This window comes from Flavobacterium sp. (genome assembly GCF_036782315.1).
In the GTDB taxonomy this organism is placed as follows: Bacteria; Bacteroidota; Bacteroidia; order Flavobacteriales; family Flavobacteriaceae; genus Flavobacterium.
Window position 1 is genome coordinate 143,850 of sequence record NZ_DAIPZK010000004.1, and the last position, 13,780, is coordinate 157,629.

12 protein-coding genes are annotated in these 13,780 nt (G+C 32.4%); 5 read left to right on the forward strand and 7 right to left on the reverse strand.

Annotated features, from left to right (window positions below):
• Positions 1 to 15 precede the first annotated feature (15 nt).
• Positions 16 to 966, reverse strand: a complete 951-nt coding sequence (locus tag V7P59_RS05330) for an NAD(P)H-dependent flavin oxidoreductase (protein WP_333809118.1) — start codon at positions 964 to 966, stop codon at positions 16 to 18.
• A gap of 278 nt (positions 967 to 1,244) precedes the next feature.
• On the opposite strand from V7P59_RS05330, the gene V7P59_RS05335 reads away from it, so the two are divergent.
• A complete protein-coding gene (locus V7P59_RS05335) occupies positions 1,245 to 3,680 on the forward strand; it encodes a zinc-dependent metalloprotease (RefSeq protein ID WP_333809119.1) in 2,436 nt (811 codons plus the stop codon).
• A 58-nt stretch (positions 3,681 to 3,738) separates the two neighbouring features.
• Here V7P59_RS05335 and V7P59_RS05340 read toward each other — a convergent pair whose 3' ends face one another.
• From V7P59_RS05340 to V7P59_RS05350, 3 genes are all read right to left on the reverse strand, one after another.
• Positions 3,739 to 4,374: a hypothetical protein gene (locus V7P59_RS05340; protein ID WP_333809120.1), complete on the reverse strand. Its 636-nt coding sequence runs from the start codon at positions 4,372 to 4,374 to the stop codon at positions 3,739 to 3,741.
• Positions 4,375 to 4,499: 125 nt separating this feature from the next.
• Positions 4,500 to 6,386, reverse strand: coding sequence for a molecular chaperone DnaK (gene dnaK, locus V7P59_RS05345; RefSeq protein ID WP_333809121.1), 1,887 nt, complete (start codon positions 6,384 to 6,386; stop codon positions 4,500 to 4,502).
• 144 nt (positions 6,387 to 6,530) lie between these two features.
• On the reverse strand, positions 6,531 to 7,430 hold the full coding sequence (locus tag V7P59_RS05350) for an EamA family transporter (RefSeq protein ID WP_333809122.1): 900 nt from the start codon (positions 7,428 to 7,430) through the stop codon (positions 6,531 to 6,533).
• Between the two features lie 142 nt (positions 7,431 to 7,572).
• Between V7P59_RS05350 and V7P59_RS05355 the strand changes: the two genes are divergently transcribed.
• Positions 7,573 to 8,988 (forward strand): L-serine ammonia-lyase, encoded by a 1,416-nt coding sequence (locus V7P59_RS05355; protein ID WP_333809123.1) that lies wholly within the window; start codon positions 7,573 to 7,575, stop codon positions 8,986 to 8,988.
• The gene (locus V7P59_RS05360; protein WP_333809124.1) at positions 8,988 to 9,368 is read left to right on the forward strand and encodes a ribosomal maturation YjgA family protein; all 381 of its coding nucleotides are present in this window, start codon (positions 8,988 to 8,990) and stop codon (positions 9,366 to 9,368) included. Before V7P59_RS05355 ends, V7P59_RS05360 begins: the two co-directional genes overlap by 1 nt.
• Here V7P59_RS05360 and V7P59_RS05365 read toward each other — a convergent pair.
• From V7P59_RS05365 to nhaD, 3 genes are read right to left on the reverse strand one after another with little or no spacing between them, the layout of a single operon-like run.
• Positions 9,343 to 10,386 carry a porin gene (locus tag V7P59_RS05365; protein ID WP_333809125.1) on the reverse strand — a complete coding sequence of 348 codons (1,044 nt, stop codon included), beginning with the start codon at positions 10,384 to 10,386 and terminating at the stop codon, positions 9,343 to 9,345. The two genes, V7P59_RS05360 and V7P59_RS05365, sit on opposite strands and share 26 nt — an antisense overlap.
• Before the next feature lie 7 nt (positions 10,387 to 10,393).
• A complete protein-coding gene (locus V7P59_RS05370; RefSeq protein WP_333809126.1) occupies positions 10,394 to 10,828 on the reverse strand; it encodes a nuclear transport factor 2 family protein in 435 nt (144 codons plus the stop codon).
• 11 nt (positions 10,829 to 10,839) lie between these two features.
• Entirely contained in the window at positions 10,840 to 12,126 is a 1,287-nt protein-coding gene (gene nhaD / locus V7P59_RS05375; RefSeq protein ID WP_333809127.1) for a sodium:proton antiporter NhaD, read from the reverse strand.
• A 128-nt stretch (positions 12,127 to 12,254) separates the two neighbouring features.
• Here nhaD and panB point away from each other — a divergent pair, with 128 nt between their 5' ends.
• Both panB and V7P59_RS05385 read left to right on the forward strand, forming a co-directional pair.
• Positions 12,255 to 13,073: a 3-methyl-2-oxobutanoate hydroxymethyltransferase gene (gene panB / locus V7P59_RS05380; RefSeq protein ID WP_333809128.1), complete on the forward strand. Its 819-nt coding sequence runs from the start codon at positions 12,255 to 12,257 to the stop codon at positions 13,071 to 13,073.
• A gap of 2 nt (positions 13,074 to 13,075) precedes the next feature.
• Positions 13,076 to 13,771: an RluA family pseudouridine synthase gene (locus tag V7P59_RS05385; protein WP_333809129.1), complete on the forward strand. Its 696-nt coding sequence runs from the start codon at positions 13,076 to 13,078 to the stop codon at positions 13,769 to 13,771.
• The last annotated feature ends 9 nt before the right edge of the window (positions 13,772 to 13,780 follow it).

Below are 13,780 nucleotides of genomic sequence, written 5' to 3' on the forward strand. Positions count from 1 at the left end.
GTATATATAAATTGACTAGTTAACTAGTTTAGCTACAATTGCAGCAACGGGCAAAATAGCTTTTGTATCTTCAATACTTGGTCCTGCCACCCAAACGGTTTTATAGGTTACTTGTGTTGCCGCTTTTTCAGTAGCTTTCATTCCAATATAAAAACGAATCATTTTAACCCATTTTTTTAGACTTTTATTTTTGTTTAATAAAGTTTCTAACCAAGTTTGTTTGGTTCCTACTTTTTGAACATAAGGCGTATTGATAACTGTACAAGGTGTTCCTGAAATTCTTTCCGTCATTACAATATCTTTCGCGCCATAATCTACACAAGCTTGTTTGTATTCTTGAGATACATTTGCTTCATTTGATGCAATAAACGGACTTCCAACAGAAACTCCAACTGCTCCATAACTTAACATTCTATCTAAATCAGCTTTATTACCTACTCCACCTGCTGAAATTACGGGTAATGAAGTATTTTCATTTAATTGTTTGATCAAAGTTTCTGGATCAATATTGCCTCTGTGTCCTCCCGCTTGATTGTTTACCGCAATTAAAGCATCAGCACCTAAACTTTCTACTTTTTTGGCGAAAGCTAAATCGGTAACATCACAAAAAACTTTAATTCCAACTTTATGCGCTTCCTTGATAGTTTCTTCTGGCGAGCCTAAAGATGTAATAATAAAATCCACACCTTCATCACACAAAACTCGTAATTGCTCTTTATATTTTACGTTTGATTTATTTACAATTAAATTAAAACCAAAACTTCCTCCTGAAACTTTTGCAACTTTTAATTCGTGAATAGCCGTTTTCAATTCGTCTAAAGTTCTATAATTCAATGCTGGAATACATCCTGCTACACCACTTTTCATCCCCTCTATAACCATTTTAGTATTCGACACCAAAAACATTGGAGCCATAATAATGGGATGTGTAATTTGTAAAAGCGAAGTCAGCGATTGTTTTTCCATTAGTATTGAATTTAAAATCAAATATACAAAAAAATAAATACTATGCGTGCATATAAAATAAAATTAAGTCAAATTAAGATAATTGACTAAGAATTAAAATGTTAAAATTCTTAATAAAAACTTAATATAGTAAGAAAAAATACTGATTTCAAATAAATTTGGACAAACTAACATAAATAATGAAAAACAAACTGACACTCCTAAGTAGTATTTTGGTACTATTTCTATTTTCTTGCAGTGCCACAAAGAGCAAAAAGAAAGTAACAAACAAACCCAAAATGGAAACCGTAGCTACAGATGCTAAGAAACCAGATGGGAAAAAAGAACCTAAACCTTATAAAAAAGTAATTGATTCAACTGCTGTAACACAAAATGGACTTATTGATGTTCATAAAGTAGGTGAAAAATACCTTTTTGAAATTTCAGATTCTTTAATTGGAAAAGAAATTATGACCATTACTAGATATTCTAGAACACCAGCTGGTGGTGGAATTTTTGGTGGTGAAGAAGTAAATCGTCAGGTAGTACGTTTTGAGAAAGGTCAAAACAATACCATTATCTTGCGTTCTATTACTTATGTAATTATGACACCAGATGAAGACAAACCAATCACAAAATCAGTAAAAAATTCAAGTGCCGATCCTATTATTGGAATTTATGATGTATTGGCTTATAAAAAAGATGCATCAGGTAAAAACAATATCGCAAGTGTAATTGATATGACAGCAGCGTTTGATTCTGATTTACAAACGTTCTCTTTAAATTCGATAAATAAGCAATTATTGAGTATTCAAGCTTTTCAAAAAGACAAATCGTTTATTCAATTCATAAAAAGTTTCCCAATTAATACCGAAATTAGAACTACTAAAACTTTTTCAACAATTGCTCCACAACTTTCCAGAAATCCAATGCCAAAAATTGGAGTTGATTTACCTGCAGGATTAGATGCTGGTGTGGTAACAATGGAATTAAACACATCTTTTATTTTACTTCCAGAAAATCCAATGCGTAAACGTGCTTTTGATAAAAGAGTTGGATATTTTGCAAATGGATATGATGTTTTTGAAGAAGATTCTCATAAAGCAGAAACCGATATTTTTGCGGTAAGATGGCGTTTAGAACCTAAAAATGCGGAAGATGCTGAAAGACAAAAACGTGGTGAACTTATCGAGCCTAAAAAACCAATTGTATATTATTTAGATCCTGCTACTCCAGATAAATGGAAACCTTTTATCAAGCAAGGTATTGATGATTGGCAAGAAGCTTTTGAATTTGCTGGATGGAAAAACGCTATTCGCGGTGAATATTGGCCAGAAAACGACCCAACAATGAGTTTAGAAGATGCTCGTTTTTCGGTATTACGTTATTTTGCTGCGGAAATTCAAAATGCGTACGGACCAAATGTTCACGATCCAAGAACTGGAGAAATCATGGAAAGTCATATTGGATGGTATCACAACATTATGAGTTTATTACGTGATTGGTATTTAATCCAAACTGCTGCAGTAGATCCAAAAGCAAGAAATAAAAAGTTTGACGATAAACTAATGGGCGAATTAATTCGTTTTGTGGCAGCTCATGAAGTGGGTCATACACTAGGACTTCGTCATAACATGGGAGCTAGTTATGCAACACCAGTTGAAAAACTTCGCGATAAAGAATTCCAGAAAAAAAATGGTCATACTTCTTCTATTATGGATTATGCTCGTTTTAATTATGTAGCGCAACCAGAAGATGGAGTAACAGATTTATTTCCTAGAATTGGAGATTATGACAAGTGGGCTATTAAATGGGGTTATTCTTATTTCAACGGTGCAAAAGACGAAAAAGAAGAGAAAGCATTGTTAAATGAAATGACAAAAGAAGCTTATAAAAATCGTCGTTTATGGTTTGGTACTGAAACAAATCCATATGATCCAAGATATCAAACGGAAGATTTAGGTGACAATGCAATGAAAGCATCAGAATATGGAATCAAAAATCTAAAACGCATTTTACCTAACTTAATTGAATGGAGTAAAGAGAATGGTGAAGATTATGAAGAATTAAATGGATTATACAATTCTTTAACTGGGCAATATAGACGTTACATGGGTCATGTTACTAAAAATGTTGGAGGAATCTATGAAACACCAAAAACATATGATATGGAAGGTAACATATATGAAGTAGTTCCTTCTACAATACAAAATGATGCAGTAGCGTTTTTAAATGAACAATTATTCAAAACACCAAAATGGCTATTAGATCAAAATATTTTATCTAAAATTAGACCTGAAAACGGTGTTGAAGCTGTAAAATCAATTCAGGATGGTACTCTATCAAGCTTATTATCTGGAGATAGATTAGTTCGTTTATTAGAAACTTCTTCTCAAAATAAAGTTAATTATTCCGTAGATGAATTAATGAGTGATTTAAGAAACGGCATTTTCTCTGAAATAAAAACAAATGCTCCTATTGATATTTACCGCAGAAATTTACAGAAATTGTTTGTTTCTAAATTAATTGAAACAATGTCAACCGAGAAAACAAATGTAACTTTCTTTAATGGCAGAAGAATTGTTTTAGCAGATACTGATATTCCTTCAATTGCTAGAGGTCAATTAAATGAATTGAAAAATCAATTAAAGCAAGCTAGTTCATCTGATCGATTAACTAAATTCCACTTAAATGATTTAGTAGCGCGTATTGAAAACGCTATGAAACCAAAATAAATAAGGGTTCAAAATAAAAGGGATAACATAATGTTATCCCTTTTTGTTTACATAAATATTACTTTTTCTTTTTTGTGGCAGGTGCTGTTTTTGGGGCACTTTTAATTTCATACTTACTTGTTGCTGTATTATATACATAAGTACTATTTTGAGTTTTAGTTTTTAAATTAAAACTTCCATCGGCGTTTAAAGTAAATTCAAAACCTTCGTTTCTATTTTTTTCAACATCATGAGAAGCCGTTTTATTTGCATCTAGAAAAACAGTTTCTTTAATATGAGATGACTTGTATGAATTTCCTATTAACAATGTTTTAGTCTCGGTATCCCAAAGCTGGTCTTCAACTACTACTCCATTTTCTTTTTTTATCTTGGTATCAATTTTTATCTCTTCTGTCCAATTCAAATGATAGAATTTTTTCCCTTGAGTTGTAAAATTTTTTAGTGTGATTGTTGTAGGTTTAAAATCTGATTTTTCAAGATTTTTAACTTCTAAAGTATCTATTTTTCCTTCTGATTTTACAAATAATACAAGTCTTTTTCCTGATTTTTCAGAAATAATTTCTGCTGAAACATTGTCAGAAGTAGCTAGTACTACATTTTTTGGTGTTGCTTTTGCTGCGGGTTTTGCTTTAGTTTTTTGTGCCATTCCTGCAGTTGATACTAATAAAACAAGAAGTAAAAATAGTTTTTTCATAATAGTTAGGTTGTTAAATTAAGTTCCTAATATACAAAAAAAACAATGTGAACCGTGTTAAATAAAAAAACCGAATCAAAATTGATTCGGTTTAGTCTATGTACTTAACACTTGTACCTTTTACTTTATTTCACTTCTTCGAAATCTACATCTTGAGTTTGATCTCCGGTAGCATTTGCTTGAGGTTCCGCTTGTGTAGCACCACCTTCAGCTTGTGCTTTGTACATTTCTTCTGATGCATTTTTCCATGCTTCATTGATTTTCTCTAAAGCAGGAGTAATAGTTGCAATATCTTTTGTTTCGTAAGCTGCTTTTAATTCAGTTAAAGCGCTTTCAATAGCTCCTTTATTTGCGTCAGATAATTTATCTCCAAACTCACCTAATTGTTTCTCTGTTTGGAAAATCATAGAATCAGCTTCGTTTAATTTATCTGCTTTTTCTTTTGCTAAACGGTCTGCTTCAGCATTCATTTCAGCATCTTTTTTCATTCTTTCGATTTCTTCTGGAGTTAATCCTGAAGACGCTTCGATACGAATATCATGCGATTTTCCAGTTCCTTTATCTGTAGCAGAAACTTTGATAATACCGTTAGCATCGATATCGAAAGTTACTTCAATTTGAGGAACTCCTCTTGGTGCTGGTGGAATACCATCTAAATGGAAACGACCAATTGTTTTGTTATCATTTGCCATTGGTCTTTCTCCTTGTAACACATGGATTTCTACCGATGGTTGGTTATCTGCAGCTGTTGAGAAAACTTGCGATTTTCTTGTTGGGATAGTAGTATTTGCTTCAATTAATTTTGTCATCACACTTCCCATAGTTTCAATACCTAACGAAAGTGGCGTAACATCTAATAACAATACATCTTTAACATCTCCTGTTAAAACTCCACCTTGAATAGCAGCTCCAATTGCTACAACTTCATCAGGATTTACACCTTTTGATGGTTTTTTACCAAAGAATTTCTCTACTTGCTCTTGAATAACTGGGATACGTGTTGAACCACCTACTAAGATTACTTCGTCAATATCAGAAACTGATAAACCAGCATCTTTTAACGCTTTAGCCACTGGCTCCATTGAACGTTTTACTAAAGATTCTGCTAATTGCTCAAATTTAGCTCTTGTTAACGTTTGTACTAAGTGTTTAGGTCCAGAAGCTGTAGCCGTAACGTATGGTAAGTTGATTTCTGTTTGAGTAGAAGCTGATAATTCAATTTTAGCTTTCTCAGCTGCTTCTTTTAAACGTTGTAAAGCCATTGGGTCTTTACGTAAATCAACACCTTCTGCAGCATTGAATTCGTTAGCTAACCAATCGATAATTACTTGGTCGAAATCATCTCCTCCTAAGTGTGTATCTCCGTTTGTAGATAATACTTCGAAAACTCCATCTCCTAATTCTAAGATAGAAATATCAAAAGTACCACCTCCTAAATCATAAACTGCAATTTTTTGGTCTTTACCTTGTTTGTCTAATCCATAAGCCAAAGCTGCCGCAGTAGGCTCATTGATAATACGCATTACTTTTAAACCTGCAATTTCACCCGCTTCTTTTGTAGCTTGACGTTGTGCATCGTTAAAGTATGCTGGAACAGTAATAACTGCTTCAGAAACAGAGTGACCTAAATAATCTTCAGCTGTTTTTTTCATTTTTTGAAGTGTCATTGCAGACAATTCTTGTGGGGTATATAAACGACCATCGATATCAACACGAGGTGTATCGTTGTCTCCTTTTACCACTTTGTAAGCTACAGTTGAAGCTTCTTTTGCACTTTCAGAATACTTATTACCCATGAAACGTTTTACAGAAGCAATCGTTTTTGTAGGATTAGTTACTGCTTGTCTTTTTGCCGGATCTCCAACTTTAATTTCGCCACCTTCCACAAAAGCAATTACAGATGGTGTAGTTCTTTTACCTTCTGCGTTTGCAATTACAACAGGTTCTCCACCTTCCATAACAGCCACACATGAGTTGGTTGTTCCTAAGTCGATTCCAATAATTTTGCTCATTTTTATACTTGTTAGATTTTAAATTTCAATTTTAAACTCGGTGACTATAATTCAATGATTGTGCCATTACAAAAAAATAAGAAAATTGACAGAAAACCTCTTTTGTCAGGCGCAACATACTGACAAAATGACGTTTTATTGTATTTATCTAACGTTATTATGTCGTAAATTTTTAAAAGCAGTCATGTTAAAAACTACTATTGAAATTAAAATTAAAGAATAAGAAATAACTTGGGCAACAGAAACTGATTCTTTAAAATAAAAAATCGCTAAAAAGAAATGAATCAATGGATTGGTGTACATTAAGATGCCAACAGTTGAAGAATTTAATCCTTTTAACGCATACAGATTAAGGAATAAAGGAATAATCGTGAAGACGATTACAATGATTAAAAGCAAAGAATAAAACAAAAATTCGGTTGGAACTGCTCCACCATAACTAGGATAAAACGGTAACAGTATAATCGAAGAAATCACCATTTGAATAGTTAAAATTAAGAATTTATCAAAATCACTATTCTTTCTTTGGGAAACTAAATAAAAACCAAAACTCAAGGCAATAATTACACTATAAATTAAATCTTTTAAATTTCCATAGGATAAAATTATACAACTAATGACGCACAATCCTACTGCAATCCATTGCCAAATATCGATTTTTTCTTTCAACAAAATAAAAGCTAAGACAGTTGTCAAAATTGGACAAATAATATAGGCAAACGAAGCGGATTGCAAACTCACATGATTCACTGCATAGATAAATAAAAACCAATTCAAGACTAATAAAAGTCCACCAACAACCGTCATAACTATTGCTGATTTTTGTTTTTTCTTTGAAAGTTCTTTAAATGTTTTCTTCGCTTCTACCACAACCGCTTTTCTAAAGAACAAATTGATTATCAATAAGAAAGCCGTAGCAATGAAAACTCTAAAGAATAAGATATCTAAAGAAGGATAATCTGTTAAAGGTTTTAAAGCTAAACTAAAAAATCCCCAAATGATAAAAGCTGATAAAGCAGATAAAAAGAATTTATTTACAGGCATTATTTTTTTATGCAAATGAACAAAAAAATAAAGAATCGAATCCTAATTTTATGTTATTAATTCAAATGATATATAACAATTCAGCTTTCATTCGTGTTGCATAATTTCACTATATTTGCTAAGGTTAAATTTATTTTTAGGTATGGAATGTATTTCTGTTTTTGATATGTTAAAGATTGGTGTTGGACCTTCGAGTTCTCACACCCTTGGGCCATGGCGAGCTGCCGAACAATTTTTAAAAGAACTGCGCAATCGCAACCTAATTGATAACATAATTGGTGTCAAAGTAGATTTGTATGGTTCGTTATCATTAACTGGAAAAGGTCATGCAACAGATTTAGCAGTAATGTTAGGTTTGAGCGGTGCTGACCCAGAGTATATTCCTGTTGAAAGTATTGATGTGATTATTTCAGCTATCAAGAATAAGAAAGAAATTTTCCTAGGTAATGAAATTATCATCCCATTTTGCTTTGAAACCGATATTGTTTTCAATAGAAACTTTTTACCTTTTCATGCTAACGGGTTAACTTTTACAGCTAAAACCGATACTGAAACCTATTCCGAAACCTATTATTCTATTGGTGGTGGATTTGTAGTAAAAGAAAAAGAAGACCATCATAAAGAAGAAATTTTACATACTTTCCCATTTCCTGTGGAAAAAGCAGACGATCTTTTAGCTTTTTGTGCTTCCGAAAACAAGAAAATATCTGAAATCGTTTATGAAAACGAGAAAACCATGCGTAGTGAAGAAGAAATTCACAATGAATTGCTTCGTATTTGGGATACGATGTTAGAATGCATGTATATTGGTTGTCATTCAGAAGGAATTCTGCCAGGAGGTTTAAATGTAAAGCGAAGAGCTTATGATATGCACAAAAATTTAATTGGTGTATTACCTTATGAAGATCCCTATTCTTGGTTGCAAATCATCAGACAAACCGAAGTTAAATTTCGTCAGATTTTAAAATGGGTAAGTTGTTTTGCCTTAGCAGTGAATGAAGTAAACGCTTCGTTGGGTCGTGTGGTTACTGCTCCAACTAATGGAAGTGCGGGAGTTATTCCAGCTGTTTTAATGTATTATCTAGTAATCGAAAATCACGAAGCAGGAGAAAAAGAAATCAAACAATTTTTAATGGTTGCAGGAGAAATTGGCTCTATCTTCAAAAAAGGAGCCACTATTTCAGCAGCAATGGGCGGTTGTCAGGCAGAAATTGGAGTTTCAAGTGCTATGGCAGCAGCGGCTTTGTGTGAATTAATGGGAGGAACTCCAGCTCAAGTTACGATGGCAGCTGAAATTGCTATGGAACATCATTTAGGATTAACTTGTGATCCAATTGGTGGTTTAGTTCAAATTCCATGTATTGAAAGAAACACCATGGGTGCAATTAAAGCCATCAATGCAGCCGAATTAGCGTTAGAAACTGATGCTTTACATGCTAAAGTACCATTAGACAAAGTGGTAAATACCATGTGGCAAACCGCTAAAGACATGAATTCGAAATACAAAGAAACTTCTGAAGGTGGTTTAGCGGTTGCAGTAAATATGGCAGATTGTTAATGAAAAGCAATCGACTCAATTATTTTATCATTATTTTATTGGTTATGATTCTTGGAATTCTTTCAAGAAAAGTAACTATTATACCTCTGTTTATTGGAGATGTTTTATATGCGGTTTTAACTTATTTCGGATTTCGATTTTTAATTATAAAATCGGAAAAATCAACTTCACTCCTATTCTCTCTACTTTTTTGTTTTGGAATCGAATTTTTACAATTAGTACAAATTGAATGGTTAATTGCCATTCGTAAAACCACTTTAGGCCATTATATTTTGGGACAAGGTTTTCTTTGGTTGGATTTACTTTGCTATGTAATTGGAACTTTACTAGCTTTTCTAATCGATTGGAAGTTCATTAAAACTCAAAACTCAAACTCGTAGTAACGAAAAAATTATTTGATTTATTATCAAAGAAAATAGGATATTTAGAATCGAAATAGCGAGCTTCAGTTCTTAATTTTAGTTTCGTATTGGGCAAATAATCAAAATTTACAGAAGCACCAGATGTTTTAAATGCATCTGAAGTGGCAATAATCACATTATCTTCATCTTGATAGTATTCAAATCTAACTGCAGTTTGCCATTTGGAATTAATCGAATATTGCGCAATTAAAACTGGACTCATCCAATACAAATGTTCATCATTTGAAGTAGCGCTATCTTGAATTCCAAAATCAAATCCTAAAATTGTACGCCATTTTGAATTCCAAGTATTATCCCAATATAAATTACTAAAATAACGCATCGCTAATTCGGTTCCATAAAACTCTTTTCCAATAAAAGTACTCCAATTCAATGTAGTTTTTTCTGAAGGTTTGTATACAATTTGAGTTCCTAAAGCTGGAGCAACATCTTTTTGTGGTTTGTGAATGCGTTGCCAACCGTTAGTTACTAACCCTGAAAAACTCCATTTGTCATTTGGTTCATACTTATATTTGATTCCGGTCATAAAATAAGGTGAATTCTCTGCCAAAATAGAACGCGTTAAAGTCAAATTAGTAGCGGTTATTGCCGATTCAAATCCGATATAACTGGGCATAATTCCAACTTCAATTGATGATTTTTTGTTATCATTCAAATACATCCCTACATAGGCTTCGCTAAATAATTTAATATCTTCAGTAGCATAATTATCGTCCACATAAGTTCCTGCGTGTACTGCAATTGACGCATAGGTCTTACCATATTCTAATTGGGTACGAATTAATCCATTGTTTACATTAAACTCGTTATGACGGTTGTAATTATAAGTAAATGGAAGTTTAGCATCGGTAGTTGGATTGCTAAAATCATAAGAATAATACGTTTCTAAAAAACCAGAAACTTTAATTTTTAAAGAATCTTTTTCTTGAGAAAAATGAACAAATGGAAATAATATTAGAATTAAAAAAAATCTCATTTAAGGTTTATTTCTTTCTTCTTGTATCAATTAAATGAATAATTTGCCATTTTCCATTATCGTTATACAAGGTAAAAGCATTAGCACCTATATGACTTAGCTTATCATTGATGTAAAATTCATACGGTGTCCATACATGAGCCAAATTACCATCAATTTCAACTTTATAATCAATAAGCTTTTCAAAAATCTTCAAATTGGCAGGAATTGTAGCTATTGATTTTAAGAAATCGTCAAACTTGTCGGCAACTAATTTATTACCTTCCTTTGTATTAGCAATAGTTCGCATTACAATTTCGGGATGACAAATTTGTTTTAAAGCAACGGTATCTTTGGCATGAAAAGCCGTAAAAAAATCATCCACCACTTTTTTAGGATTAGTTTCTTGAGCCGAAATAAGATTTACAAATCCTAACGCAATAAAGAATAGTATTTTTTTCATTGTTTCTAATTTTAATGAATTAGTAGCCCAATTACTAAATACGTTACAATTCCAGCTATATAACCTGCTATTGCTAGTGGTGTAATTTTTTTTAAATACCACATAAAAGTTATTTTTTCTTTTTCCATTATAGCAACACCAGCAGCAGAACCTATTATTAACATACTACCACCAGTACCTGCACACAAAGCAATGAACTCCCACAATGAATGATCCATAGGAAAATCTGCTAATGAAAACATTCCTTGAGTTGCTGCTACTAAACTTCCGTTATCTACAATAGAAGATAACACTCCTATTGCAACAATCATAGCATTTGTATTAGGTAAATTTTCATCTAAAAACTGTGCCATTTTTGAAAGAATCGAAGCCTCTTGAAGGGCAAAAACCATCAATAGAATTCCCATGAAATATAAAATAGAACTTACATCAACTTTAGTTAACGCAGAAGCAACTGAGTATCTGTCTTTTTCTTCTTGAGGTTTATTTCTATGATAATTTATCGACACAAGGGAAACAAAAGCTAAAGAAATTAAGACTCCTATGAAAGGCGGCAAACCTGTAATTGTTTTTATAACTGGTACCATAACTAATCCGAAGACACCTGCTAAAAAAACACTCAAACTTCCTTTCATCTTTTCCTCTCTTATAGCATCTGCCATAGAAATTTGGGCTCTTAAAACAGCAAAACCTCTCATTCTGTAACTTGCAATTATCAAAGGAACCAATAACACCATAATTGAAGGAAATAAAAGTATGGTAACAATTCCTAGCGCACTTACTTGTCCTCCAATCCATAATAAGGTAGTAGTAACATCTCCTATTGGACTAAAAGCACCTCCAGCATTTGCCGCAATTACTACTATTCCTGCTAATGTCATTCGAATCTCTCCTTTAGGCATTAACTTTTTTAATAGTGTAATCATAATAATTGCTGTAGCTAAATTATCAAGCAGTGCCGACAATACGAAAGTAACTATACCCACAATCCAAAGCAATCTTAAAACAGATTTTGTTCTAATACGGTGTGTAATAACAGTAAACCCTTTGTGTAAATCAATTAATTCAACAATTGTCATTGCTCCAAGAAGAAAAATTAACAAGCCCGAAATTTCACCAAAATAAGCAATTAATTTTTCAGAAACTTCATGATGTTCTCCTGTGTGAAAGACTGCCAAAACTACCCAACATAATGCTCCTGTTAAAATTGCCGTAATTGTTTTATTAATTCGTATTGGAGATTCAAAAATTACAAGTAAATAGCCTATTAAAGCAACAAGCAGCAGTGTTGGTATCATTATTTTAAATTTTAACGCCACTAAATTAAAACATTAATTTAACATTAATTTAATATTTGATAAATATTTTTTTGATTTATAAAAAGCAAATAACATTTATTACCTTTGCTTTTTAAATACAAAAAAACATGTCAGTAGCTAAAAAGGATTACAAACGAATTACCACAAGAACATTAATCGATATGAAAGAAAATGGAGAGAAAATCTCTATGTTAACTTCTTACGATTTTACAATGGCAAAAATTGTTGATTCAGCTGGTGTTGATGTTATTTTAGTAGGTGATTCTGCGAGTAATGTTATGGCTGGACATGAAACAACACTTCCTATTACATTAGACCAAATGATTTATCACGCATCAAGTGTGGTAAGAGCATGTGAGAGAGCTTTAGTGGTAGTAGATTTACCTTTCGGAAGTTACCAATCAGATTCTAAAGAAGCTTTACGTTCTGCTATTCGAATTATGAAAGAAAGTGGTGGGCACGCAGTTAAGTTAGAAGGGGGAAGCGAAATTAAAGATTCTATTAAAAAGATATTAAATGCCGGAATTCCTGTTATGGGGCATTTAGGATTAACTCCACAATCTATTTATAAATTTGGGACTTACACCGTTAGAGCAAAAGAAGATGCAGAAGCTGAAAAACTAATTGAAGATGCAAAAATGCTAGAAAGATTAGGCTGTTTTTCATTAGTATTAGAAAAAATTCCTGCTAAATTAGCAGAAAAAGTAGCAAAAAGCATTTCCATTCCTGTCATTGGAATTGGTGCTGGTAGCGGTGTTGATGGTCAGGTTTTAGTAATTCATGACATGTTAGGGATGAATAATGAATTTAGCCCTCGATTCTTACGTCGTTATTTGAATTTATATGAGCAAATGACTCAGGCCATCGGACAATATGTTACGGATGTAAAATCGCAAGATTTCCCTAATGCAAACGAACAATATTAATTGTGTCTACTAAAGAAATTTCTACAAAAGACAACCTTCAAATTCTTCACGAAGACAATCACATTATTGTCATCAATAAACGTGTTGGCGATATTGTTCAGGGCGATAAAACTGGAGACAAACCCCTTTCTGATGTAGTTAAAGAATACATTAAAGAAAAATACAATAAACCTGGAGACGTTTTCTTAGGTGTAGTACATCGCTTAGATCGACCCACAACTGGAATAGTGGTTTTTGCTAAAACTTCAAAAGCTTTAACTCGTTTGAATGAGACTTTTAAAAATAGAGAAACACAAAAAACATATTGGGCAATAGTTAAAAATTGTCCTCCCAAAGAAAAAGATACGCTAGTTCATTTCTTAAAACGAAATACTAAAAATAATACTTCAAAAGCTCATTTAAAAGAAGTTCCCGAAAGTAAAAAAGCTAGTTTAAGTTATCAAATCATAAAAAAATTAGACCATTATTTTGTGTTAGAAATTGATTTGCATACGGGAAGACACCATCAAATTAGAGCGCAACTTCAAGCCATTGGTTGCCCAATTAAAGGTGATTTAAAATATGGATTTGACAGAAGTAATCCTGATGGTGGCATTCATTTACATGCAAAAAAATTAGTTCTAACTCATCCTGTGTCAAAAGAAATTCTTATTTTTAATGCGAGTACACCTAAAGATGCTATTTGGAATTCACTTTAAAAACTATAC

What these genes read in the sequence shown, in the direction of transcription:
- V7P59_RS05330 (WP_333809118.1), bottom strand. Translation starts at nt 966, where the DNA reads ATGGAAAAACAATCGCTGACTTCGCTTTTACAAATTACACATCCCATT.
- V7P59_RS05335 (WP_333809119.1), top strand. Translation starts at nt 1,245, where the DNA reads ATGGAAACCGTAGCTACAGATGCTAAGAAACCAGATGGGAAAAAAGAA.
- V7P59_RS05340 (WP_333809120.1), bottom strand. Translation starts at nt 4,374, where the DNA reads ATGAAAAAACTATTTTTACTTCTTGTTTTATTAGTATCAACTGCAGGA.
- dnaK (WP_333809121.1), bottom strand. Translation starts at nt 6,386, where the DNA reads ATGAGCAAAATTATTGGAATCGACTTAGGAACAACCAACTCATGTGTG.
- V7P59_RS05350 (WP_333809122.1), bottom strand. Translation starts at nt 7,430, where the DNA reads ATGCCTGTAAATAAATTCTTTTTATCTGCTTTATCAGCTTTTATCATT.
- V7P59_RS05355 (WP_333809123.1), top strand. Translation starts at nt 7,573, where the DNA reads ATGGAATGTATTTCTGTTTTTGATATGTTAAAGATTGGTGTTGGACCT.
- V7P59_RS05360 (WP_333809124.1), top strand. Translation starts at nt 8,988, where the DNA reads ATGAAAAGCAATCGACTCAATTATTTTATCATTATTTTATTGGTTATG.
- V7P59_RS05365 (WP_333809125.1), bottom strand. Translation starts at nt 10,386, where the DNA reads ATGAGATTTTTTTTAATTCTAATATTATTTCCATTTGTTCATTTTTCT.
- V7P59_RS05370 (WP_333809126.1), bottom strand. Translation starts at nt 10,828, where the DNA reads ATGAAAAAAATACTATTCTTTATTGCGTTAGGATTTGTAAATCTTATT.
- nhaD (WP_333809127.1), bottom strand. Translation starts at nt 12,126, where the DNA reads ATGATACCAACACTGCTGCTTGTTGCTTTAATAGGCTATTTACTTGTA.
- panB (WP_333809128.1), top strand. Translation starts at nt 12,255, where the DNA reads ATGTCAGTAGCTAAAAAGGATTACAAACGAATTACCACAAGAACATTA.